We start from the raw sequence: 23560 nt of genomic DNA, 5'->3' as shown, positions 1-23560 counted from the left end.
GTGGGGGCATGACTCGTTCCACTGAATTCTGGGATGCCGTGTACGACAGCGATACCGCGCCGTGGGTGATCGGGCAACCGCAGCCCGCGATCGTGGAGTTGGAGAAGTCCGGACGTATTCGGGGGCGGGTGCTCGATCCCGGGTGCGGGGCCGGGGAGCACACCATTCTGTTGACGCGGCTGGGATATGACGTGGTCGGCGTGGATCTCTCGCCCAGCGCGGTGGCGTACGCGCGGCGAAACGCGCAGGCGCAGGGCGTATCCGGGGCGCGGTTCGAGGTGGCGGACGCGTTGCGGTTGCGGGAGGCCCCGGCGCTGGTCGGCGCTGTCGATGAGGGCGATGGTGTCGGGCCGAGGTTCGACACCATCGTGGACAGTGCGCTGTTCCACGTGTTCGGGGAGGAGCCCGAGGCGCGGGCGGCGTATGTGCGCAGTCTGCACGCGGTGTGCGCGCCGGGCGGGTACGTCCACGTGCTGGCGCTGTCGGATCGCGAACCCGGTATCGGACCGCGCATCAGCGACAGCATCATTCGCGAATCCTTCGGCGCGGGCTGGGAATTGGAGGAGATCAGCGAGTCTCGATACCTCGGGCGGGTCACCGAATCGGTCGCGCGGGAGGCGGCGGAATTGGAGCAGGTGGACGGGAAGGTGAACGTCGCCGCCTGGCTGGCCCGCATCCGGCGCGTCTGAACAGACTCGAACGGAGGTCAGGCCGTCCGGGCAGCCGCCTCGGATTCGTCTGTCGCGCCGACCAATTCGCCGAATCGGGCGACCACCTTCACGTGGTACATCTCGAACAGGTCCTCGAACAGGGCCAGCTGCGCCTCGCTCGGGCCGCTGTCGGATTCCCACACCGCGAGCAGCGCCTGCCAGACCAGCACGTGCAGGTCGGGACCGGACGCGTAGTAGGCGGCGATGGCGGCGGGGACCTCCAATACCATCTCGCCGATGGAGTTGAGGACCGCGCGGCGCATGCTCTGGCCGAGTTCGGTGAGCAGGCGGCGCACCAGGTCCAGTTCCAGGGCGAGCATGCGCCGCAGGTCCGGATCCGGTGTTCTCGCAATGGTTTCCAGTTCGTCGACCGCGGCCTTCAGCAGGGCCGGGTCGACGCGCTCCGGGCTCTCCGTGTAGCCGATCAGGGCATCGAGGACGACGCCGCGCTCCTCGGCGACGATGTCGCGGAACAGGTCGGCGGCGATATCGGGAGTGTCCTGTGACAGCTGGAACAGCCGCCCGTACACCTCGATACCGCCCTCGGCGCGCACATCGCGAACGATGAACCCCTTGCCCCGGTGCGCCCGGGCGATGCCGTAGGACTCGAGTCGACCGAGCACCAGCTGCGCGGTCGCCCGGTTCATATCGAACTCCTCGGCGACCTGGCGAACCGAGGGCATCAGGTCGCCGGGCTCGTAGTCCCCGGCGACGACGCGGCGGGCCAACTCGTCGGCAACATCCGCGACAACCGTCCGAGCACCCATCACCAGCGCCTCTCCACGCGACCCACTACGTCTCAGACAGTCTAACGCGCACCCGGCAACCACCGGGCATCGCGCGGCGAACCGGTCGTGAACCGCGCCTGAATTCGTCTCAGACATCCGGTGCCGCCCAGCGCGAGGGATACGGCTCGATGAAACCCGCCCACCTGGATATGATGCGCCCCGGCGGGAGGAGCTGATCGTTTGTCTGTGGGTTTGTGGATCGCCGTGCTCGTATTCGCGGCGGTCGGATTCGGCGTCACACTGTGGCTGGCGATTCGATTCGGCAAGCGCGGGCGCATGGGGGCCATGTGGGCCGGGATCGCCGGGGTGATCGTGACCATGCTGGTGATCGGCGGGAGCGCGATCGGATTGGTGAACGCGTTGAATCCCTCCGATCCCGGGCCGTACATCGCCAAGCACTACCAGCGGGCCGCGCAGCTCGACGATCCGCTGGGCGGGCGGGTGTACACCACGACCAAATCGGTGGACAAGGTCGAGAAGGAGATCAGCAAGGGGGTGAAACCCGTTGCCACCCATCGCAACAACGGCACCACCTATCTGCGCTACGACAGCTGGTTGGTGACCATCAGCCCGTACCAGGGCGGCGCGAAGATCGACGTGGACGACTACGACAACGGCTATCGCCGCCATCGTGACGGTCTCGCGAATTCGAACTGGCCATCCACCTCCAATGCCTCCAGCTCCAACGGCGGCAACAACTCGGGCAAGTAGCACCACAACAGCTGAGGAGATAGACATGGTCGCCGACCTGGTCCGCGACGGGGGTGCGGCGCTGGCCTACAGCGCCGTCGGAATCGCGCTGATCGCACTGGGTTTCGTGCTGGTGGATGTGATCACGCCCGGTAATCTGCGCCAGCAGATCTGGGTGGAGCGCAATGCCAACTGCTCGCTGCTGGCCGCCTCGAACGTGCTCGGCGTGGGAATCATCGTGGCCACGGCCATCTGGACCTCCGAGGGCAGTATCGGTCGGGCGCTCGCGGCGAGTGTGGTGTACGGCCTGATCGGGCTGGCGGTCATGGCGGTCGCCTTCCTGCTGCTGGACCTGCTCACCCCCGGACAGCTGGGCGCACTGCTGGTGGACGACAGCAGCGGCCGCCATCCGGCGGTGTGGGTGTCGGCGGCGCTGCACATCGCGGTGGCATTGGTCGTCGCCGCGGGTCTGTCCTAGATGTCGCTGGCGCGGCGGGCCTCCCGGCTCGGGTTGCTGCTCACCGTATTCGTCTGTGCCGCCTGCGGTCTGGTGTACGAATTGGCGCTGGTGACGCTGGGGAGCTTCCTCATCGGCGACACCGTGGTGCAGGCGTCCATCGTGCTCAGCGTGATGATCTTCGCCATGGGCGTGGGCGCGCTGATCGCCAAACCGCTGCAGCGGTGGGCGGCACCGGCTTTCGCCGCCATCGAGTTGATTCTCGCGACGGTCGGCGGCTTCTCGGTGATCGTGCTGTACTCGGCGTTCGCCTGGCTGAAGGTCTACACCGCGGCGCTGGTCATCGTCGCCTTCGTGATCGGATTGCTGGTGGGGGCGGAGATTCCGCTGCTCATGGTGCTGCTGCAACGCATTCGGCGGCAGGCGGCGGGCTCCGCGGTGGCCGATCTGTTCGCGGCCGATTACATCGGTGCGCTGTTGGGCGGCTTGGCCTTTCCGTTCCTGCTGCTGCCCGCGTTCGGACAGGTGCGCGGGGCGCTGGTGGTCGGCGCGGTGAACGCCGTCGCCGGACTCGTCTTGGTGTTCACCGTCTTTCGGCGCGATATCCAGCCGCTGGCACGCGGCTTCCTCACCGTCGCCGCGGTGGCCGTGGCAGTCGCGCTGGGCGCGAGCTACGTCTACGCCGACAGCTTCGAGGCGACCGCGGAGCAGGCGCTGTTCGCGAATCCCATTGTGCACAGCGAGGAGACGCCGTATCAGAAGATCGTCATCACCCAGGCGGCCTCCCCGTTCCGCACCCAGGACACGCGGCTCTACCTCAATGGCGATCTCCAGTTCTCGTCGATGGACGAGTACCGCTACCACGAGGCCCTGGTGCACCCGGCGCTGGCCGGAAAGCGGCGCACCGTCCTGGTGCTCGGCGGCGGTGATGGACTCGCGCTGCGGGAGATCCTCACCTACCCCGATGTCGAGGCCGTGACGCTGGTGGAGCTCGATCCGGCCATGACGCGTTTGGCCCAGACCTTCGAGCCACTGCGGGAACTCAACCGCTCCGCCTTCGCCGATCCGCGCGTCCGGACGGTCAATGCCGACGCCTTCGGCTGGCTGCGGGACTGCCGGTGCCAATTCGACGCGGTGATCGTGGACTTCCCCGATCCCGATCAGACCTCCATCGCCAAACTGTATTCACGCGAGCTCTACGGCCTGATCGCACGCGCCCTGGAACCGGGCGGCTCGGCCGTGATCCAGTCCGGCTCACCGTTTTTCGCGCGGCACTCGTTCTGGTGCATCGACGCCACGGTGCGCTCGGCGGGCCTGCGCACCCTGCCGTACCACGTGAATGTGCCGAGCTTCGGGGACTGGGGTTTCATCCTCGCCACCCGTGATGCCGAGCCGCGCCTGACGCTCGCGCCGCAGGCCCGTCCGCGCTCCCTGGACGACGCCACCCTCGCCGCGGCGACCGCCTTTCCGCCCGATCGCCGCGCCAGCGGTGAAGAGGTGTCCACTTTGCTGCACCCGACCATCCTCGACTACCACCGCAAGGAATGGTCGACCCGCTGACACCGGGCCAGATTCGCCGCGCTGGATATTGCTCCCCCGCACCGCCGGTGCGCACGATGGGGTGATGACCGCCGATAGCCCTCTGCTGCCGCGTTCCGTGCGGGATGCCTTCGCCCCCACCGTCACCTACCTCAATGCCGCCAGCTGCGGACTGCTGCCGGTCGCCGCGATGGAAGCGGTCATGGTCGCCGAACACGAACGCATGCGGGGTGAGTTCTCGATACCCGCGGTGGACTCGGTGATCGCGTCCTGTCGCACCAGCCTCGCGGGACTGACCGGAATGCGTGCCGATCAGATCGCCATCGGGTCGCAGGTGTCCCAGCTCGTCGGGCTCGTCGCGGAGAGCCTGCCCGACGGCGCGAATGTGCTTGTGCCCGAGGGGGAGTTCACCTCGGTGTCGTGGCCGTTCCTGTCCCGGCCCGGATTGCGGGTGCGCACCGCGCCGCTCGCCGAGTTCGCCGCGGCCGTCCGCCCCGATGACGCGCTGGTCGCCGCCGCCGTGGTGCAGTCGGCCGATGGCGGCGTGGTCGACGTGCCCGCCGTGGTCGCCGCCGCCCGCGCGGCCGGAGCGCGGGTGTTGTTCGACCTGAGCCAGGCCATCGGATGGTTCCCGGTGCACGACACCGGCGCGGACTGGGTGGTCGCCGTCGGCTACAAATGGCTGCTCGGGCCGAAGGGCAGCGCCTTCCTGGCCGGTACCGACGAGGCCCTGGACACGCTGCGTCCCGTGGGAGCCGGATGGTATTCCGGCTTCGACCCGTGGCAGACCTGCTACGACATCCCGCTGCGCCAGGCCGCCGACGCCCGCCGCTTCGACCTCTCCCCCACCTGGCCCGCCTGGCTGGGTCAGCGGCCCACCCTCGACCTCATCGAATCCGTCGGGATCGAGGCCATCCAGCGTCACAACGTCGCGCTGGCCAATCGGCTGCGGACGGGACTCGGTCTGCCGGAAGCCAATTCGGCCATTGTGGCGGTGGAGGCCACGCCGGAGGTCATCGAACGCGTGCGCGCCGCCAAGGTCGTCGGAGCCATGCGCGCGGGCCGTCTACGCCTGTCCTGCCATCTCTACAACACCGAGGACGATATCGATCGCGCCCTGGACGTCCTGAACGGCTGATCCGGGGCGGCCGCGCCGAGCAATTCGATTCCGCGAGTGTGGAGTTCGTCCGCGACGCGGCGCACGCCCGGCTCGGTCACCGCCAGAATGTCCGCGCCGACCCACCGGGCCAGCTCCCAGCGCACCAGCGCCTCGGCATCGGCGCGCCAATCCGCCACCACCTGGACGGGGGCCGCCCGATAGCGGGGCGTACCACCGACATTGACGCTCGCCCCGCACACCAGGCGGTACAGCAGGGCCAGCTGCCGTCGCGTGGGTTCGCGCCGCAGCAGATCGACGAGGACGGTATCCGCCATGAAATCCCCCGTGGCACAAGTACGACAGCGACGCCCGACACGGTAAGCCGAGTTCGGGCCGCATCACACGACCCCAAGATCGGTGGCACGAGTGGCGGGGCCGAGACACGGGCCGCGGGCGCGAGCACTGGGGGTTTCGGGCGGAGTGTGGTTTGGTGGCGGGGTGGAGGGAACGCCATTCGGTCGGTATCGCCTGCTCGGCCTGCTCGGGGAAGGCGGCATGGGGCGGGTCTATCGGGCCTACGACAGCGGGACGGATCGTGTTGTCGCACTGAAGGTTCTGCCTACGGAGTTCGCGCACGATCCGGTGTACCGGGAGCGGTTTCGGCGCGAGGCGCAGGCGGCGGCCCGGTTGAACGAGCCGCACGTGGTGCCGATCCACGACTACGGGGAGATCGAGGGGCGGCTGTTTCTCGATATGCGGTTGGTGGAGGGCACCGATCTGGGGGCCCGGGTCGCGGCGGACGGGGCCATGGCACCGGCGACCGCGGTCTCGTTCATCTCCCAGATCGCCTCGGCGCTGGATGCCGCGCATCGGGCGGGGCTGGTGCACCGGGATGTGAAGCCGTCGAATGTGCTGACCACCGCCGACGACTTCGCCTATCTGATCGATTTCGGAATCGCGGTGGCGGACAAGGACTCCGGGCTGACCACCACGGGGGCGGCGATCGGGACCTTCGCGTACATGGCCCCGGAGCGGCTCATGCACGAGGAGTACGACGCGCGCGCGGATGTGTATTCGCTGGCCTGCGTGCTGTACGAATGCCTGGCGGGGGTGAAGCCGTTCCCGGGGGACAGTGTGGAACGGCAAGTCGCGGCGCATCTTTCGGCCCCGCCGCCGCGGCCGTCGGTGACCGCTGCGGTGCCGGGAGCGTTCGACCGGGTGATCGAGCGGGGCATGGCCAAGGACCCGAGTACGCGGTATCCCACGGCGGGGGCTTTGGCGGCGGACGCACGGGCGGCGTTGGAGGGCACCGCGCCCACGCTGCCCGCGGAGCCGGGACCCGTCTGGGGGCAGGGGCCGGAGTGGGGGCACGGGTCGCCGACGGAGTCCGCACCGGATTCGGATCCGAGATTCGCGCTCACCCAGGCCAGTCCGCTCATCGGGCCCATGGAGGCGGCGAAACGGCCGCGTGTGTTCGTGTGGGTGATGGTCGTTTCCATGTCCGCGCTGGTGGCCGTGACCCTGACGATCGGCGTGCTCCGACAGGGGGATTCGTCGGGATCGGATTCGTCCGCGCCGCCGGATTCCGCAGGCGCGCACGGAACTACTTCGGTTCCGGTGACTCCCCGTCCGGCGGAGCCCCCGGCTGCCACCACCTCGAGTCCGGCGGTCCCCCCGTCGACCACCATCGCTCCCCCGGCCCCGTCACCGGAGAGTCGCATGACCGGTTTCATTCGCGATCACTACGCGCTGCTGCCAGGGAACCCGGCCGCGGCGTGGGCGCGCCTCACGCCGCGCTATCAGGACTTCATCGGTGGATATGCGGCATACCAGACATTCTGGGGCACAGTGGCTTCCGTGCAGACCTCGGAGCTCAGCGCCGATACCGCGGCGTCGACCGTCACCTACCGCTTGACCGTGCGTTACCCGGACGGTCGCACCGCGAACGAAACCCGACGCGCCGAGTTGATTCCGAACGGTGACACATTCTTGATCGACAGTGCCGAACTGGTGTCCTGATACAGGTCGTTTGCCCGTTCCGCGAGGGGACGATCGACCAAACCTAACGGTGGGTAAGGAGAGAGCCGTATGGCGTGTCGCGGGCGGCACGCCGAGGCGGAATGGACTGGAAGCAAATCCCCAGTTTCGTTGTGGCGGGCCATCGACTATTAATGGCATGTGCCGTTGCCACTCGTGATCACTTGTCCAGCGTCGGATCTTCTGCCCCGGGAGGAGATGTGACGCACGAGTTTCCGCTCGGGGATGATGTCTCGCAGCTAGCCCATCGCGTCGAGAAGGCGCGTGGGCGATTGGCATACCAGTTCGACCCCGCGCTGACCGAAGCGCTGTCCGAACGCGAGCTGCAAGAGGAACGCGAACTCGCCGAACGCATCCGCATCGAGGACCGCGAACAGCGGTGGAAGCAGGTGCAGGCCACCGCGGCGGCGGCCGACCGCGCCCGGATGACCAGCGAGGAAATCGAGAAGGCCGATATGCGAGATCTGCTGATCGCGCGCAAGGCGATCGCCGCGCAGCGAAGGGAATCCAGTCCGCACGCCAAACTGGCTTCGCTGTACAAGCATCGGGCCTGGTCGCTACGGGCGCTGGGCGGTGTGGTCGGCGCGGGCATGCTGTGGTCGGCGGTGAACGTGCAGCAGAACATCGCGCCCGGTGGGGCGTCGAATCCGTTGTTCTGGTTCAGCTATCTGCTCGAAGGCATGATCAGCGTCTGTCTGATCATCATCATGATCGGCACCAACAAGGTGTCCGAGTGGGGCGTGCTCGACAATCGCCGCCAGGTGCATCTCGCCGAGATCGCGCTGCTCGCGCTGACCGTCGGGCTCAACACCTACCCCTATGTCGCCCAGGGCAATTGGTACGAGGTCGCCGTGCACGCCGTCGCGCCGGTCATGATCGGCGTCGCGCTGCTCATCCACAATGCCGTCAGCTCGCGCTACGGCATGGCCATTCTCCAGGCCACCGAGCGTTTGCGCGGTCTGCCCGATCCGGCCGAGCAGATTCGGCAGAAGTTGAGTGTGCGACGGCTCTCGGCCATGGCGGACTACAAGCTCAGCGCCCCGCCGCACGCCCAGCCCGCCATCGAGAAGGCCACCGACCGCTCCAGCGAGCAGCCGCAGCTGGTGCTGGAGGCGGAGACCGTTCCGGCGGAAGAGGCCGAGCTGGTGGCGGAGAGCGGCGACAAGGACCCCAAGCCGGAGCCCGAGGCGGCCAAGGGGACCCGCAATGGGGCATCGACGCGCAATGGCTCGTCGTCGACCCGCAACGGCGTCACCACGCCCACCAAGATCGAGCTCCCGGCCGAGCCGCCCAAGCGCGCCTCCGCCGTCGCGGCGGCCGAACTGGACGCCCTGTGGGCCGAGACCATCAGCTCCCCCATCGCCTCCACCACGGACAAGGGTTCCAGCGACTCCTCCGACAATGCCGACATCTACGACACGGGCCAGTTCCGCGTCGCCGACGGCCTGGAGAAGGAACTCGCCGAAATCCAGGCCGAGCGTCGCCGCGCCCGCAACGCCAAGCGCCGCATCTCGAACTAGATCGTCCGAATCCACACGTCATGCCCGGTCCCGCCGCTACGGCGGGACCGGGCATCGTCGTTTCGGGTCAGGCGTCGAAGTTGGTGTCTCGGGCCAGTTTTTCCCACTGGGTGAGTTCGGTGCGGACCGACTCGAGGTGGCCTGTGATGGCGTCTACGGCATCGGAGCCGAGCGGGAGGCGCAGAGGGGTGGTGGGGGCGTTGAGGGCCGTGAGGATGGCTGCGGCGGCTTTGGCGGGGTCGCCCGCTTGGGTGCCGTCACCGCCTTGGACGAAGTCTCGTGTGCTGCCCACTTTTTCGGCGTAGACGGGGTTGGGGGTGCTGAAATGCGCTGCGCCCTTGCCGAAGAGGTTGGTGCGGAAGGAGCCGGGCTCCACCACCAGGACCTTGATGCCGAAGTCGGAGACCTCGTCGAGGAGTGCTTCGGAGAGGCCCTCGAGGGCGAATTTCGTTGCGCTGTAGGCGGAGAAACCGGCGAAGGAGAGCTGGCCGCCCATGCTGGAGAGGTTGACTATCGCGCCGGTGCGGCGCTCGCGCATGGCGGGCAGGACCGTGCGGATGAGGGTGGCGGGGCCGAAGAAGTGCAGTTCGAACAGGTCGCGCAGTTCGGCGTCGGTGGTCTCCTCCACCGCGCCGACCAGCGTGCGCCCGGCATTGTTGACCAGCACGTCGATGCGGCCGTGCCGGGCCAACACGTCGGCGACGACCTCGGGGATGCGGGCGGCGTCGGTGACATCGAGGCGAACGGGATCGACGCGATCGGGGTGGGCGGCGACGAGTTCGGCGAGCGCCTCGGGGCGGCGCACGGCGGCGACCACCGTGTCACCGGCGGCGATGGCCGCTTCGGTGAGGGCGAGGCCGAAGCCGCTGCTCGCTCCGGTAATGAACCAAACCTTCTGCTCTGTCATGGTTTTCAGCTTGCCCGCTCGGTCACCGAGCGGTCCAAGACCTACTGTGATAACCATTGGTTATGAACGTGCACGGCCGCGATCTCGGCTATTTCGTCGCCGTCGCCGAGGAGCTGCACTTCGGCCGCGCGGCCGAGCGCCTGTTCGTCTCCCAACCCGCGCTGAGCAAGCAGATTCGCATGCTGGAACGCCAACTCGGCGCACCGCTGTTCGACCGCGACCGCCGCCGCGTCACCCTCACCCCCGTCGGCGAGGCCCTCCTACCGCATGCGCGAAAACTGTTGTCCGACTGGACAATTGCGCAAACAGCCATCGACGAGGCGAAGGCCGCCCAGCGCGCGACCCTGACCGTGGGCATGAGCACCAGCCCCGGCCGGGGCCTGCTGCCCGCCATCCGCTCCCGCTTCGTCCTGCGCTTCCCACACGCCCAGATCAAGCTCCGCCAGGTCGCCTGGACCGATCCGAGCGCCGGATTGGCCGACGGCAGTAGCGATATCGCCTTCATCTGGCTGCCCCAGCCGGGCCCCTACGACCGGGTGGTCGTCGCCCGCGAACCGCGCTGCGTCGCCCTACCCGCCACGCACCGCCTCGCCACCGCCGAGATCATCGACTTCACCGATCTGCTCGACGAACCGTTCCTCGCCCTGCCCGAAACGGCGGGTGTAGGCCGCGACTTCTGGTTGGCCACCGCCGATCGCGGCGGCCGGGCACCGGTGATCGGCGGCGAGATCACCAGCGCGGAGGAGACACACGAGGCGGTGGCCGCGGGCGAGGGCCTAGCCCTGCTCGCCGAGGGCAACGCGCCGCTGCTCGCGCGCGGCACCGTCGTGGTGCGCCCGGTGCGCGGTATCGCGCCCACCGAACTCGCGGTGGTCTGCCGTCGCGGCGACGACCGCCCCTTGGTGCGCGGCTATCTCGAGGCCGCGCGCCAGGTCGGCGGCCGGTGACCGATCAGGGCGTGGCGGTGCGGGCGTTCGGGTCGAATCCGCCCGGTACTTCGTAGATCACACCCGTGAAGGTGGCGGCGAACAGCCGTCCCGCCGAGAACCCTTCCGCGCTGCGGCCGTAGCTGACCACGCTCGTCATGGGATTGCCGCCGCCCAGCACGCAGTAGTTGTTCGGGCCGTCGACGCGCACCACCTGCCCGGCGGTATTGAACGGCACCACGGGCCGGTCCAGGGAGTCGAGGGTCAGCCCATCGGGTGCGGCGAGTGCGTCACCGCCGCCGAGATCCACCAACGACTGCGGAGCCCAGGGCGCGCGCACCGGAATCCGACTGATCCCCGGGTTGACGAATGTCCTTGATACATACAGGTATTCGTCATTGCTGTCGAGCACCGCACCATTCGCGCTGGGCAGGTTCGCCCAGTCCGGTTGGACGACGCCGTTCGGGTACACCCGGCCCACCAACGACCCGAAATCGTTGGTGGCGTAAACGATTCCATCGCGGCCGACATCCATCCCATTGGCCGCGCTCAGCCCGGCGGCGTACGGCCGCGTGAATCCGGTATCCGGGTCCACCCGTACGATCCCGGCGTGGCGCAGCGCATCGCCGAGGACGACCCGCGCATCAGCCCCGTAGCCGACGAGCAGCCCGCCGTCCGGCGTCCACGCCAGCGCGCCACCGCCGCCACTGGGCACCGTGGCGATCGGGATCGGCGTGGCCCCCGGGCGGTCGATGCGATGGACCCGCCCGGTCAGATCCGTCGTGAAGGCCCGGCCGCGCGAATCGACCGTCAGCCCTTCCAATGCCGCTCCGGGAACCACCGCGGACACCAGGGTGGGCGCTCCCGCCCCCGGGCACACAGGTGCGGCCTGGGCGGTCGGCGCGCTCACCGTGGTGAGGGTGGCGCAGGCCAGCGCGGCCAGACCGGCCACCGCCGGACGCTTGCCGCGGACCGTGTTCTTCGTCCTCATCGCACACCTCGCTGCATCGAACCGCCGGGTTCGGGGTCGGCCGTGCGCGGTGCGGCCACGATCCGGCGGATGCGTGGATTTTCGCTTCGCACCTATTCAACGGGACCGGACGGTTTTCGGTTCGAGACATCGCAAATCTCCTCAGAAGCGGCGCGCACCGGAGACGGGCATCGAGCCGAGGTCGGACTCGGTCACGCCGACCCCGTAGGTCGAGGCGTGGATGATCTGGCCGTCCCCCGCGTAGATCGCGGAGTGGCCGCCGTCGTAGAACGACACCAGATCACCGGGCCGCAATTCGTCGAGCCCGACCGGGGTGCCCGCGTCCAACTGGCCGTAGCTGGTGCGCGGCAGCTCCACGCCCGCCTCGGCGTAGGACCACTGCACCAGACCGGAGCAGTCGAAGGAGTCCGGGCCATTGCCGCCCATGCGGTAGGAGGTGCCCAGTTTGGAGCGGGCGGCCTCGACGGCGCGCTCACCCGCGGTCTGGCGCGGGGCCGCGGCGGGTGCCGGGTTGTCGGTCACGCCCGGAATGCCGACCAGCGGGGGCACACCGCCGGGAACGGTGAAGGTGCCGAGTCCCGCGACGGTGATGGTGCGCGAATCCGCCTGGGGCGCGACCTGTTCCGGCATGGACGCGGCCGCGGCCGGAGTCGGTTCGATCGACAGTGTGCCCCAAGGGATTTCAACGGCGGGCACGATGCCGGGCGCGACTTCGTGTGCGGCCGGGGCGAATTCCTCCACCGACAGAACGCCGGGCGCCGCCTCGAACGCCGAGAGCGCGGGCTGGCTGTGCCCCTGGGGGGCTTCCGGCAGCGCGGCCGGGCCGGATTCGTTCGGGACGCCGACGAGGAACTGGGAGTCGGCGGCGAGGCCGGGAACGAGCAGCGGGCCGAAGTCCAGGGCCGGGATCTCGTTCGGAATCTCGATCTGTCCGAGACCGGGAATGTCGAGCGGCTTGGCCTGTGCCGATCCCGCGTTGTAGAGCAGGGCCACACCGAATGCGGCCGCACCGAGTGCGCCTACCGCCAGGGCCCGCCATGAGATGTGCTGCTGGAAGAATCGAAATCGCTTTCTGTCTCCGCCAGTTTCCATGGATGTAAGTCCTCCGATCGAGCTTGGTTAGCTACTCCGGTTGACACTCATCACATTCGCACTTCGACATTGCATGGTTCGCTTGTTCACAGGGTTGTGCACAGTCCGACACGCGTGTTTCGATAACGAAAAGGCAACGGAGTGCGGAATTCACGACGAAAATCTGTGTCCAATTGGACACAGCGGCGATTCCCACCGCGCAATCCAGAGCCTTCGAGTGGGCCCGTGCGAAGCTCTTGCCGTACTTGTCGGACATTCCTCACACCCTTCGGAGGACCGTTCATGACGAATTCACTCGCGCCATTGGATCTACCGAAACCACTCGTGGTGACCCTGGGAAATCTGAAAGGTGGCGTCGGCAAGACGACTTCGGCGTTCTTCCTGGCCAGTTACTTCAGCAGCGTGCACGACCTGCGGGTACTGGTGATCGACGCGGATCCGCTCAGCCAGACCGGATATTCCTGGTACCGGCGGCTGACGCACGCCGATATCGAGGTGCCCTTCGATCTGATCGCTTTTCCCTCGCGTCATGTCGACGACTGCATCAAAGACAATTCCGCGACCTACGACGTGATCATCGTGGACGCGGGCGGGGAATCCGCGGACATATTCAAAGCCGCGATACCGGAAAGCGATGAGCTCGTATTGATCACGAGCGTCAGCCCCTCCGAGGTCAAACGCGTGCCCAGTACCTATCAGGCGGCCGAGGAGGCGGCGGCGCACAGTTCGCGCGCTATTCGGGTGCGGGTACTCATGACCAAGGTTCCGGTCACCATGAAGAAGGGCGTGAACATCTCCACCGAATACCGCACGCAGCGCGGCAATTTGGAGGACGCCGGATACGAGGTCTTCGAATCCTATTCGAGCGTGTGGAAATGGTATCGGGAGGCCGCCGACGGCGAGGTCGGCGACGGCGCCGAGAATCCGATCGAGGATCTGGGCGAGTACCGGCAGATCGGTGACGAATTGGTGGCCCCCTACCGCGTCGCCCTGGAGGTATCGGCCTGATGCCCCCACAGCGCCGGAAAGGCACCATCGGCGGCGGCGCCGCCCGGAACCCGTTGGCCGACAGCGCCGAACACACGCCGCCGGTCTCACCCCTGCGCGATGCCGAATGGCACGGCACCCACACGCCGCACGCCGCGGTGCACGTACGGGACCGGCACGAGACGCCCGACGTGGCCACCACCCCCATGGCGCGGCAGGACACACCGGGAATGGCCACGCTCAACGCGGTCGCCCTGCCCCGCGAGGACCTGGATGTGGCCATCTTCGACATGCCACTCCCGGCGGCGGGCGAGGGACCACTGAGCGAGCACGAGAACGCGCAGCTGACCGTCTGCGAATCCTCCATCGACACCCTGCGCAAGGCGTTCTGGGCGGCTGGACGCGCCCTGCAGATCGTGCGCGACGGACGGCTCTACCGCAGCGAGTACGCGACCTTCGACGAGTACGTCGAACAGCGCTGGGACATGCAGCGCTCCTACGCCCACAAGCTGATTCGGGCCTGGCCCCTGGCCGCTCGCCTGCACGGGCACGCCCCCGCCATCAACGAGGGCCAGATTCGCGAACTGCTGCCGGTGGCGGCCGAGCACGGCGACGACGCGGCCGTCACCGTCTACACCACTCTCGCCGCCGAGAATGTGAAGATCACCGCGAGCACGCTGCGCGAGGCGGTGGCACTGCTGCCCGCCCGCTTCGACGAATCCGAAGTCGTCGAGCGGCTGCGCGCCTGGCAGCGCGGTGAGCTGGCGCGGCCGACCGCCGAGCCGCAACGCCAGCCCGACCCGTTCAGCTCCGTGGAGACGCGCCTGGTCGCGCTGAGCCGCCGAGTGGTCAAGGAGTCCACGGGGGATCCGGCGGCGGCCCGCGAATTCGCCGCCAAACTCCGCACTCTCGCCGAGCAGATCGAGCAACAGATCGGCTGAAGCGATCGGACACTAGACCAGTGGCCCCGACCTGACGGTCGGGGCCACTGCCGTCTCAGAGCGGCTGGATCGCCATACCCGCCGGATAGTCGGGCCGGGTGTGGCTGGGCCGGTCGGCCGCCTCGATGAGCGCCAGCACGATCAGGACGATCGCCACGACCACCGCTGCGGCGGCCACGATCATGGTGTATCGCACTGTGCCGACGGGTTATTCGCCCACGGCGCGGCGCATCCGCCCGCCCGCGGCGCGTTGGCGCGTCTCACGGGCGGTGGCGGCGTCGAACAGCTCCAGGTGTTCGAACATCGGATCGTCGTCGTCGGACTCCAGCAGGGTGGCGCGGCGCAGCTGGGTGCGCGCGCTCTCCCGGTCGAGCCGCACCGGTTCGGCGGCGCGTCGTGGAGACTCCTCCTCGTCGTCCGCGTCACCGCGGTGCCGGTTGCGGGCCAGGCGCGCGGCCCGGCGGCGACGGATGTCCTCCTCGATGGTCACCTGCTTGCGCAGATAGGCGAGATAGCCGCCGAGGACCACGGCCGACAGCGCGGCCAGCCACCACACGCTCGACGAGACCAGCAGTCCGCCCGCGCCGAAAAGCACCACACTGCACGCCAGTCCGAGCACGGCGCGCTGCCGGAACCGGTAGCGGGCGGCGCGGGCGATGGCGTCGGCCTCGGGGTCATAGCCGCCGCGGCCGCGCCGCGACGGCACGAAATCCGGGTCGTCGGCGTCGAATTCGCCCTCGTCGTCGAGGTCGTGCGCGCGAGCGGCCGGAATCCGGGCCGCCAGCGGGGTCCGGTCGCGCGCGGCGGCCGGATCCTCCTGCTCGTCCTCGAAGTCGGAATCGCTTGTGCGAGAGTCGAATTCGTCATCGATCTCGCCATCGGAGTCCACTTCGGCGTAGTCGGGGTCCAGTTCGCCCTCGATTGCCTCCGCGTCGTCCGCGAGATCGGCGTCGTCCACGAGTTCAGTGTCCTCGTCGTACTCCGCCGCGTCCACGAGATCGGCCTCGAGATCATCGTCGAATTCGGCAGCGGCCGTATCCCGATCGCGGTCGTCGATATCGCGGTCGGTCGTGAAATCGTCGTCGTCCTTGGCGGTCTCGTCGTCCGATTTCGTCATCCGATCCTCCGCATCATCGGTGTGGGGATGCTCAACTCTCCGGGTGGGTACATAGTCGGGATCCGTCTCGTGCCCGGCGGCGGGGCGTTTCCACAGCCTGCGCTCGGTGTCGCCGCGGTGCAGGACCCGCGTCGCCAGGGCGGCATCGGTGGTCTGCCGGATTCGGGGATGGCGACCGGCGAGCATCGGGAACAGCACGAAGACCCAGAGCACCACCAGACCGATCCACAAGATCGAATTCGGCATCGTGCTCCACCTCCGTCCCGCCAGGCCATGGTCCCTTCGACAGCAGCCCCTTCGACATGCGCCGCAAGGTGGTGCGTGGACGCACCACCGACGTCCGTAGGCTAATTCGGAACCACAGGAATATCCGCAAGGCGCGCCGTCAACACCTGCCACACTAGTCACAGGAGTTCAGGCGGGCATGGCCCTTCCGGTGCGAATGAGGCGATCCACCACGGTGCCCGAGACCTCTTCCACCGTCATACCGACCAAGAGATGGTCCCGCCACGCGCCGTCCACGTCCAGATACCGCTGGAGCAGGCCTTCTTCCCGAAAACCCACATTGCGCAGGACCGCTTGGCTGGCAAGGTTTTCCGGGCGCACGGTGGCCTCGATACGGTGCAGGCCCACCTCGCCGAAGCAGTGGTCCAGGCCCAGGGCCAGCGCGGCGGTGGCTACGCCCTGGCCGCCCACCTCCTTGGACACCCAGTAACCGATCCACGCCGAACGCAGTGCGCCGCGCACGATATTGCCGACCGTCAGCTGTCCGCAGAACTGGCCGTCGACCTCGATAACCAGCGGAATCATCGCCCCGCGCCGCGCCTCGGCCTTCAGGCTCGACCACAGCGACGGCCAATTCGAGGCGTGATTGCGCGCCTCCCACGACCCCCGGCCGGTGGGCTCCCACGGCTCGAGGTGTTCTCGGTCACGCAACCGAATACGACTCCACGAGGCGGCATCGCGCAGCCGGATCGGCCGCAGCGTCACCTGCCCCGCCGCCACCCGCACCGGACCGAGATGCGCGGGCCACCCGGGATGCTGGGCGACCCGGAATACGTTCATCTCCACGTCCTACCCGCGCTGCGCGAGGAATGCGACCCGCACCTCGTCACCGGTGCGTACTTCGGTGACATCCGGATCGATCACGATCAGGGAATTGGCCTCGGCCAGCGTCGCCAGCAGATGCGAGGACGCGCCGTTGGGCCCGCCGAGCGGCTGCACCAGATAGTCGCCGGTCTGCTCGTCGCGCATGAGCTGGGCGCGCAGATAGCCGCGCCGCCCCGGAATCGAGCTGATGGGAAGTATCGTGCGCGCCTTGACGACTCGGCGCATGGGATGGCGCCGCCCCAGCGCGATGCGAATCAGCGGCCGCACCATGACCTCGAAGACCACCAGCGCGCCAACGGGATTCGAGGGCAGCAGGAAGGTCGGCACCTCGTCGCGGCCCAGCCGTCCGAAACCCTGGACCGACCCGGGGTGCATGCCGACCCGGGTGATCTCCAGTTCGCCGAGCCCCTCGAGGGCCTCGCGAATCTGCTCCGACGCCCAGCCGCCCACCGCGCCCGCGATCACCACGACCTCGGAGCGAACGAGCTGGCCCTCCACCACATCTCGCAGCCGCTTGGGGTCGGTGCTGACGATGCCGACCCGGTTCACATCCGCGCCCGCGTCGCGCGCGGCGGCGGCGAGGGCGTAGGAGTTCACGTCGTACACCTGGCCCGGACCGGGGGTGCGGTCGATATCGACCAGCTCGCCGCCGACCGAGAGCACCGACAGCCGAGGACGCGGATGCACCAGCACCTTGTCGCGGCCCACCGCCGCCAGCAGGCCCACCTGCGCCGGGCCGATGATGGTGCCCGCCCGCACGGCCAGATCGCCCGGCTGCACGTCGTCGCCGATGCGGCGCACGTAATCGCCGGAGCGCACCGGCTCGTAGACCTTCACCCGTGCCCGGCCGCCATCGGTGAAGTCCAGCGGCAGTACGGCATCGGCGAGGGTGGGCAGCGGCGCGCCGGTGTCGACGCGCACGGTTTGCCTGGGCTGCAAGCGAATCGGCTGCCGCGATCCGGCGGCCACCTCACCCACCACCGGCAGCGACAGGTCGATGGCGTTGCCGTCCTCGTCGCGAATATCCGCCCCCGCGCCCGACACGTCGACGCTGCGCACCGCGTAGCCGTCGATGGCCGCCTGGTCGAAGCCCGGCAGCGGGCGCTCGGTCACCACGTCCTCGGCACACAGCAGTCCCTGGGCCTCCGAGATCGCGACCCGTACCGGCCGCGGCGCGACAGCCGCCGCGGTCACCTTGATCTGCTGATCCTCAACCGAGCGCATTCAGCCCTTCCTCGTCTCGCACACACCGCACAGCTGGCACGCGGATCATTCGTACGAGGTCGGCTGCGGATCCCAGTCCGGACGCAGGCGCTGTTCCAACCACTCGCGCAGGGCCGGGCCGTATTCCTCGCGTTCCAAAGCGAAATCGACCGCAGCACGAAGATAGCCGCCCGGGTTGCCGAGATCGTGGCGCGACCCACGATGGACCACGACGTGTACCGGGTGATTCTCGGAGATCAACAGGGCGATGGCGTCGGTCAGCTGCAGTTCGCCGCCCGCGCCCGGCTCGATGCGGCGCAGCGCGTCGAAGATGGCGCGGTCGAGCAGGTAGCGTCCGGCGGCGGCGTAGGTGGAGGGCGCGTCGGCCAGCGACGGCTTCTCGACCATGCCGTTGACCTTCAAGACATTCGGATTGCCGCTCTCGGTCGGCTCCACGTCGAAGACGCCGTAGGAGCTCACCTGCTCCTTGGGCACGTCGATGGCGCACAGCACCGAACCGCCGAACGCGGTGCGCACCCGGTTCATCACGTCGAGGACGCCGCTGGGCAGCACCAGGTCGTCGGGCAGCAGCACCGCGATGGCGTCCTCGTCGTCGTCGAGGGCCGATTCCGCCTGCGCCACCGCGTGTCCCAGGCCCAGCGGCTCCTCCTGCACCACGGAGGTGACGTCCAGCAGCGCGGGGGCCTTGCGCACCTTCTCCAGGAGGGCGAACTTGCCACGTTCGGCGAGGGTGCCCTCGAGCACCAGATCCTCGACGAAATGCGCGACCACGCCGTCCTTTCCGGGCGAGGTCACGATGACCAGACGGCTCGCGCCGGAGTCGGCGGCCTCGGCGGCGACGAGTTCGATGCCGGGGGTGTCCACCACCGGTAGGAGCTCCTTGGGCACCGTCTTGGTCGCGGGCAGAAACCTGGTGCCGAGTCCGGCCGCGGGCACCACCGCGGTACGGAAGCACGACCCGTTCCCGGCCTGTCCGGCTTCACTTGTCATGGTCAACACCCTATCCATCCGTCCTCTGCGTCGAACCGCCTTCACGGCGGGGCGACATCCCGGAGAGCGTAAGCGGCAATAAAGCGGCGAGCGCGCCGAACGGCGCGGCCCACCCACCGATTACCTGCCCCGGAAGGGGGTCGGCGAAACCCTCGATGGTCTCGGGCAATTTGCTGGCAATCCGTCTATCCGCAGGTGAGCGGGGTGGCGAAGATCAGAATCCAGCCGGTGCGACGGGGTGCGCGGTGACCGTGGGTGTGAACGGGGCCGGGCTGTGTGCGCTCACCCACGCCGGGATGGACCAGCGCGAACCCCGGTGGGGCGCGGGTTTCCCGGTACACCGACCGCCGTGGCTTTTCTGCGCCACCCCGGACGGCTTTTCTGCGCCACGGCCGAAATTTCGGCCGCGCGATCGATATTCGCCGGGGGCCGGGCCGGGATGCGGGCCGCCTAGGGTGAGGGGCGTGAATTCGGCCGTGGGATGGGACAAACAGGCGTGGCGGGCGGAGATGCTGCGCCGCCGCCGCGCCGTGCCCGCCGAGGTGCGCGCGGCGGAGGCGGCGGAGTTGGCCCGGGCCGTCACGGAGCTGGGCGCTCGCGGATGGGTGTGCGCGTACGTGCCCGTCGGCGGCGAGCCGGGGTCGGTGGACATGCTGGACGCCTTGCGGGCGGGTGGGGCGCGAGTGCTGTTGCCGGTGACCGGGCCTCCCGGACCGTTGGCGTGGGCGGAGTACCTGGGTCCGGAGCGGCTGCGGCGGGCGCGGTACGGGCTCTTGGAGCCGGACGGGGAGCCCCTGGACGGCGCGCTGGGGCTCGCCGAGGTGATCCTGGTGCCCGCGCTGGCGGTGGACCGGCGCGGGGTGCGTCTGGGGCGCGGAGCCGGGTATTACGACCGCAGCCTGCACGAGGCGCGGGCGGGTGCGCGACTGGTCGCGGTGGTGCGCGACGACGAGCTGGTGGAGGCGCTGCCGGAGGAGCCGCACGACCGTCGGATGGGGTGGGCGCTGACACCCCGGCGCGGACTACGACAATTGAACTCGAATGGGAATTGACACCCGTTTGACAGCGTTGGCACTGACGGCTGTAGAGTGCTAAGTCGACGAAAACCGTGGAGGTTCCCCGATGCCTACTTACTCGTACGCCTGCACCGAGTGCGACAACAAGTTCGACATCGTGCAGTCCTTCTCCGATGACGCGCTGACCGTCTGCAACGTGTGCGACGGCAAGCTGCGCAAGCTCTTCAACTCGGTCGGCATCGTTTTCAAGGGCAGCGGCTTCTACCGCACCGACAGCCGCAACGGCTCGACGTCCAGCGAACCGGCCAAGTCGTCGACCTCCTCGGACAGTGGCTCCGCGTCGAGCTCCTCGACCCCGGCGTCCAGCACCGCGAGCACCTCCACGAGCTCCAGCACCTCTGCCGCCTGATCTCCACGGCGTCCAACCACCACTACGGCCACCTGATCGCCAGGTCGGCCGATGAGGGATGGTGGCATACCTCGCGCCGAGCCTGAATCAGGTTCTGTTCACATCGATTTGGTTATCCACAGCTGAGGGCGTTCGAGGCTGTTTCGGGGGCTCGGTGGTCTGTGGGCGGTTCTATGGTCGGCGGCATGGACCGATTGCGCACCGCTCTCGCCGAATTGCCGCTGCCGCCCTGGGCGGACGCCGTTCTGCTGCGCCGACTGCTCGCGGTCGGGTTCCTCGTTCTGGCCGCCGCGCTCGCGCTACGCGGGGACCCGGCGGGGCGGCGCAGCGAGGTCATGGTGGCGGCGCGTGACCTGCCGCCCGGTCACGTCCTGGGCTCCGATGATCTGCGCGCCGCGTCGCACGAAACCGCCTCTCTCCCAGCGGGAACGGCGCACTCCCCCGCGGCTCTGCTCGGCGCTACGCTCACCGGCGCGGTGCATGCCGGGGAGATCGTCACCGATGTCCGGATCGTCGGGCCGCGCCTGGCCGCTGTCGCGGCGAAATCTCCCGATGCCCGGATAGTCCCAATCCGACTGGCCGACAACGCCGTTGCGGCCGTGCTGCGGGCCGGGGACCGGGTCGATGTGGTGGCGGCGGAGCAAGATCCCGTAACAGGTTCGACCAACGGTCGCCCAATAGACCCGACCGGTCGCGTCGCCGTAGCACCGCACGCCCCTGTGCCCTTGGCGACCGATGCGGCCGTCGTGTTGGTATCCGGCGGCGACGGCGCGCGTGATTCCGGCGAGCGCGTGGTGCTGGTGGCGCTGGACGCATCGCACGCGACCGCGGTCGCCGCGGCGTCACTACGCACCGCGCTCACGGTGGTGTTCCACTGACCTGGCCGGTCATTCGATTAGCATCGCCGATAACGCACTTCCGCAAAGCTCCACCCGGACTTGTTGTCCGACGCTCGTATCCGGCCCCGCGCGGGCATGGCGATCACGCAGAGGGAGTTTCGGCAATGCTCAAGGGTTTCAAGGAATTTCTACTTCGCGGCAACGTCATCGACCTGGCGGTCGCCGTGGTCATGGGCACGGCATTCGTCGCCATTGTCACCGCCTTCAGCAACGGCGTCATCAATCCATTGCTCGCGGTATTCGGCGGTACCAGCGAACTCGGACTGGGATTCCAACTCGTGGCCGACAAACCCGCGACGTTCATCGCCATCGGCCCCATCATCACCGCGGCGCTGAACTTCCTCATCATCGCAGCATTGCTCTACTTCATCGTGATGGTTCCGGCCAACAAGGCCAAAAAGCGCTGGGGCACAACCGAGGCCGCCGTACTCACCGAGGTGGAATTGCTCGCCGAGATTCGGGATCTGCTGGCCGCGGGCCCGGATCACAGTGGCGGCAAGCACGAATCGTGAAAAAGAACGGGCCCGGTGCGTTGCGCACCGGGCCCGTTCGATGAGAGGTGACGATCAGCCGAGGCTGAACGGCTGGCCCCACAGGGTGACCCAACCGATGATGTTGTCGGTCTCGACCTTCACCGACACGAACGACCGCGCCTGCGCGTAGCCGCCACAGCCGCTCAGACCGATGGTCTCGTCGGCCCAGGTCACCGAGCCGTCGCTGCCGGTGAACTTGTTGCGCTTCAGGTGGTCTTCGTCGCCGTAGTCGTCCGGCGCCTCGAGATCGAGGATGTAGAAGGCCTTTTCCTGACCCGGGCCGAGGCTCAGGTTGGCGCCGCCGTTGGCGGACGCGGACGGGGTGACATTGCCCTCGGAATCCCAGGATCCGCCGCCCTCGACGCCGCCTTCGACGCCGCCGCCGTTGATGCTGACCTGGCAGCCGACCAGGTAACCCGGGTAGATCTTGCCGGTGACACCCTCGCTCTCGGTGGCGATGTGCACCTGCGCGGAACCGGAGGCCCACGCGTTGCGGTGCACCGGGGTGGCGCCCATGGACGGGCTGATCAGAGCCGATTCGCCGACCATGCGCACGGTCACCACGGTGCCGTCGGCCAGGGTCTGCGTGATCTCGCCGCCCGGCAGCGGCACGAAGGTGTCGGCGTTGGCCGCACCGGTGGAGAAGAGTCCCAGAGCGGCGGTGGCGACGGCGCCCGCACCGGCCAGCCGCGCCGCGGTCTTACGGATGTTCATATTTTTCCCTCAAGGGTTTTGAAATCGCTTGCGCGAGAAAGGATTTGGGAACGCGACCAGATCAGCCGATGCTGAAGGGCTGCCCGTACAGGGTGGTCTTCGAGTAGTGATCGCCGATGATCTCGACGACGGTGTAGGCGCGCGCCTGGGCGTATCCCGCGCAGCCCTCGACCCCGATCTGGATGTCCTGGTACTGGATCTGGTACGTGCCCGCCTTCTTGATGTCCTTGTAATCGAGCAGGACGAACTCGACCTGGCCCGGGCCGAGGTTCAGGCCGATGGAGCCACCGACCTTGGCGTCACTCAGGCTGACACCCGCGGACACACCGGCGGACACGGCATCCTCGCCGATGGCGACCTGGCAGCCCACGATGTAGCCGGTCGTCAGGACCGAGGAGCCATGGGTGGAAGAGTTGTTGGTACCCGGGTTGTTGGCCGGACCGTTGTTCGGACCCGGGTCGCCCTCGGGGGTTTCGGTCACTTCGGCGACGGCATTGCCGCTCACCCAGGCGGTGCGACCGGCGCCGTTGGCGGACATCGACGGCGACACAATGGCGCGCTCGCCCGTGCGCGTGATCGTCACTGTCCCACTGGGGCTGACCTTCTGACCGTCCGGCAACGGCACGAAGGTATCGGCATTGGCAGCACCGGTCGACATCAGGCCGATGGCAACGGCCGCAGCCGCGCCAGCGCCCGCGAAACGGGCGGCGCGACGCAGACCGTTGGTGCGGTTCTCGCTCATACTTCCCCTCATCAGGTTCTAGCGGTCAGCCTCGACATCCGAGGCTGAAATGGGGTCCTCTCAGGCCCTGCTCAGTTTGTCGTCACTTTGTTGCCACTGTGTAACCAATGACAAATTTCGTG

26 protein-coding genes are annotated in these 23560 nt (G+C 68.4%); 14 read left to right on the top strand and 12 right to left on the bottom strand.

The genetic code is table 11. From position 1 onward, the window contains the following. The first annotated feature begins 8 nt into the window (after window positions 1-8). Window positions 9-689, top strand: a complete 681-nt coding sequence (locus ACIBH2_RS15635) for a class I SAM-dependent methyltransferase (protein ID WP_397117855.1) — start codon at window positions 9-11, stop codon at window positions 687-689. Between the two features lie 17 nt (window positions 690-706). Here ACIBH2_RS15635 and ACIBH2_RS15630 read toward each other — a convergent pair whose 3' ends face one another. Continuing rightward, window positions 707-1477, bottom strand: a complete 771-nt coding sequence (locus tag ACIBH2_RS15630; RefSeq protein WP_397117853.1) for a winged helix-turn-helix domain-containing protein — start codon at window positions 1475-1477, stop codon at window positions 707-709. Window positions 1478-1684: 207 nt separating this feature from the next. Between ACIBH2_RS15630 and ACIBH2_RS15625 the strand changes: the two genes are divergently transcribed. From ACIBH2_RS15625 to ACIBH2_RS15610, 4 genes are all read left to right on the top strand, one after another. Beyond that, entirely contained in the window at window positions 1685-2209 is a 525-nt protein-coding gene (locus tag ACIBH2_RS15625; RefSeq protein ID WP_397120771.1) for a DUF4247 domain-containing protein, read from the top strand. 25 nt (window positions 2210-2234) lie between these two features. Then, complete coding sequence (locus ACIBH2_RS15620; RefSeq protein WP_397117851.1) at window positions 2235-2666, top strand: DUF350 domain-containing protein; 432 nt, start codon at window positions 2235-2237, stop codon at window positions 2664-2666. After that, window positions 2667-4205 (top strand): polyamine aminopropyltransferase, encoded by a 1539-nt coding sequence (locus ACIBH2_RS15615; RefSeq protein WP_397117849.1) that lies wholly within the window; start codon window positions 2667-2669, stop codon window positions 4203-4205. 64 nt (window positions 4206-4269) lie between these two features. Beyond that, complete coding sequence (locus ACIBH2_RS15610; protein WP_397117847.1) at window positions 4270-5322, top strand: aminotransferase class V-fold PLP-dependent enzyme; 1053 nt, start codon at window positions 4270-4272, stop codon at window positions 5320-5322. Here the strand turns inward: ACIBH2_RS15610 and ACIBH2_RS15605 are convergent. Next, entirely contained in the window at window positions 5271-5618 is a 348-nt protein-coding gene (locus ACIBH2_RS15605) for a hypothetical protein (RefSeq protein WP_397117845.1), read from the bottom strand. The genes ACIBH2_RS15610 and ACIBH2_RS15605 overlap by 52 nt on opposite strands. A 163-nt stretch (window positions 5619-5781) precedes the next feature. Here ACIBH2_RS15605 and ACIBH2_RS15600 point away from each other — a divergent pair, with 163 nt between their 5' ends. Beyond that, window positions 5782-7302, top strand: coding sequence for a protein kinase (locus ACIBH2_RS15600; protein ID WP_397117843.1), 1521 nt, complete (start codon window positions 5782-5784; stop codon window positions 7300-7302). Window positions 7303-7520: 218 nt separating this feature from the next. Beyond that, window positions 7521-8840, top strand: coding sequence for a hypothetical protein (locus ACIBH2_RS15595; RefSeq protein WP_397117841.1), 1320 nt, complete (start codon window positions 7521-7523; stop codon window positions 8838-8840). Window positions 8841-8907: 67 nt separating this feature from the next. Here the strand turns inward: ACIBH2_RS15595 and ACIBH2_RS15590 are convergent, their stop codons facing one another. Further along, the gene (locus tag ACIBH2_RS15590; protein ID WP_397117839.1) at window positions 8908-9747 is read right to left on the bottom strand and encodes an oxidoreductase; all 840 of its coding nucleotides are present in this window, start codon (window positions 9745-9747) and stop codon (window positions 8908-8910) included. Window positions 9748-9809: 62 nt separating this feature from the next. Here ACIBH2_RS15590 and ACIBH2_RS15585 point away from each other — a divergent pair, with 62 nt between their 5' ends. After that, window positions 9810-10694, top strand: coding sequence for a LysR family transcriptional regulator (locus ACIBH2_RS15585; protein ID WP_397117837.1), 885 nt, complete (start codon window positions 9810-9812; stop codon window positions 10692-10694). Window positions 10695-10698: 4 nt separating this feature from the next. Here ACIBH2_RS15585 and ACIBH2_RS15580 read toward each other — a convergent pair whose 3' ends face one another. Continuing rightward, window positions 10699-11664 carry an SMP-30/gluconolactonase/LRE family protein gene (locus tag ACIBH2_RS15580; protein WP_397117835.1) on the bottom strand — a complete coding sequence of 322 codons (966 nt, stop codon included), beginning with the start codon at window positions 11662-11664 and terminating at the stop codon, window positions 10699-10701. Window positions 11665-11805: 141 nt separating this feature from the next. Then, window positions 11806-12756, bottom strand: a complete 951-nt coding sequence (locus tag ACIBH2_RS15575) for an NlpC/P60 family protein (protein ID WP_397117832.1) — start codon at window positions 12754-12756, stop codon at window positions 11806-11808. 282 nt (window positions 12757-13038) lie between these two features. Here ACIBH2_RS15575 and ACIBH2_RS15570 point away from each other — a divergent pair, with 282 nt between their 5' ends. Both ACIBH2_RS15570 and ACIBH2_RS15565 read left to right on the top strand, forming a co-directional pair. After that, window positions 13039-13764 (top strand): ParA family protein, encoded by a 726-nt coding sequence (locus ACIBH2_RS15570; protein ID WP_397117830.1) that lies wholly within the window; start codon window positions 13039-13041, stop codon window positions 13762-13764. Further along, window positions 13764-14684, top strand: a complete 921-nt coding sequence (locus ACIBH2_RS15565; protein WP_397117828.1) for a hypothetical protein — start codon at window positions 13764-13766, stop codon at window positions 14682-14684. Before ACIBH2_RS15570 ends, ACIBH2_RS15565 begins: the two co-directional genes overlap by 1 nt. Window positions 14685-14739: 55 nt before the next feature. Here the strand turns inward: ACIBH2_RS15565 and ACIBH2_RS15560 are convergent, their stop codons facing one another. The 5 genes from ACIBH2_RS15560 to ACIBH2_RS15540 form a co-directional block, all read right to left on the bottom strand. Then, window positions 14740-14880: a hypothetical protein gene (locus ACIBH2_RS15560; RefSeq protein ID WP_397117826.1), complete on the bottom strand. Its 141-nt coding sequence runs from the start codon at window positions 14878-14880 to the stop codon at window positions 14740-14742. A 12-nt stretch (window positions 14881-14892) separates the two neighbouring features. Continuing rightward, window positions 14893-16047, bottom strand: a complete 1155-nt coding sequence (gene glpR / locus ACIBH2_RS15555; protein ID WP_397117824.1) for a gephyrin-like molybdotransferase receptor GlpR — start codon at window positions 16045-16047, stop codon at window positions 14893-14895. Between the two features lie 168 nt (window positions 16048-16215). Beyond that, the gene (locus tag ACIBH2_RS15550) at window positions 16216-16866 is read right to left on the bottom strand and encodes a GNAT family N-acetyltransferase (protein WP_397117821.1); all 651 of its coding nucleotides are present in this window, start codon (window positions 16864-16866) and stop codon (window positions 16216-16218) included. Window positions 16867-16875: 9 nt separating this feature from the next. After that, window positions 16876-18135 (bottom strand): gephyrin-like molybdotransferase Glp, encoded by a 1260-nt coding sequence (gene glp, locus ACIBH2_RS15545; RefSeq protein ID WP_397117819.1) that lies wholly within the window; start codon window positions 18133-18135, stop codon window positions 16876-16878. 45 nt (window positions 18136-18180) lie between these two features. Then, window positions 18181-19125, bottom strand: a complete 945-nt coding sequence (locus ACIBH2_RS15540; RefSeq protein WP_397117817.1) for a UTP--glucose-1-phosphate uridylyltransferase — start codon at window positions 19123-19125, stop codon at window positions 18181-18183. Between the two features lie 464 nt (window positions 19126-19589). Between ACIBH2_RS15540 and ACIBH2_RS15535 the strand changes: the two genes are divergently transcribed. The 4 genes from ACIBH2_RS15535 to mscL all read left to right on the top strand — a co-directional run bounded on the left by ACIBH2_RS15535 (window position 19590) and on the right by mscL (window position 21961). Continuing rightward, a complete protein-coding gene (locus ACIBH2_RS15535; RefSeq protein WP_397117815.1) occupies window positions 19590-20177 on the top strand; it encodes a 5-formyltetrahydrofolate cyclo-ligase in 588 nt (195 codons plus the stop codon). Window positions 20178-20247: 70 nt separating this feature from the next. Next, window positions 20248-20550, top strand: coding sequence for an FmdB family zinc ribbon protein (locus tag ACIBH2_RS15530; protein WP_397117813.1), 303 nt, complete (start codon window positions 20248-20250; stop codon window positions 20548-20550). Between the two features lie 185 nt (window positions 20551-20735). Beyond that, a complete protein-coding gene (locus tag ACIBH2_RS15525) occupies window positions 20736-21428 on the top strand; it encodes an SAF domain-containing protein (protein WP_397117810.1) in 693 nt (230 codons plus the stop codon). A gap of 125 nt (window positions 21429-21553) precedes the next feature. Further along, window positions 21554-21961 carry a large conductance mechanosensitive channel protein MscL gene (gene mscL, locus ACIBH2_RS15520; protein ID WP_397117808.1) on the top strand — a complete coding sequence of 136 codons (408 nt, stop codon included), beginning with the start codon at window positions 21554-21556 and terminating at the stop codon, window positions 21959-21961. 54 nt (window positions 21962-22015) lie between these two features. Here the strand turns inward: mscL and ACIBH2_RS15515 are convergent, their stop codons facing one another. Then, window positions 22016-22696, bottom strand: a complete 681-nt coding sequence (locus ACIBH2_RS15515; RefSeq protein WP_397117806.1) for an MspA family porin — start codon at window positions 22694-22696, stop codon at window positions 22016-22018. 61 nt (window positions 22697-22757) lie between these two features. Next, entirely contained in the window at window positions 22758-23438 is a 681-nt protein-coding gene (locus tag ACIBH2_RS15510) for an MspA family porin (RefSeq protein WP_397117803.1), read from the bottom strand. Window positions 23439-23560: the final 122 nt, after the last annotated feature.

Source organism: Nocardia sp. NPDC050406 (genome assembly GCF_044459025.1).
GTDB lineage: Bacteria > Actinomycetota > Actinomycetes > Mycobacteriales > Mycobacteriaceae > Nocardia.
This window is presented reverse-complemented; position numbering and strand designations above follow the sequence as displayed.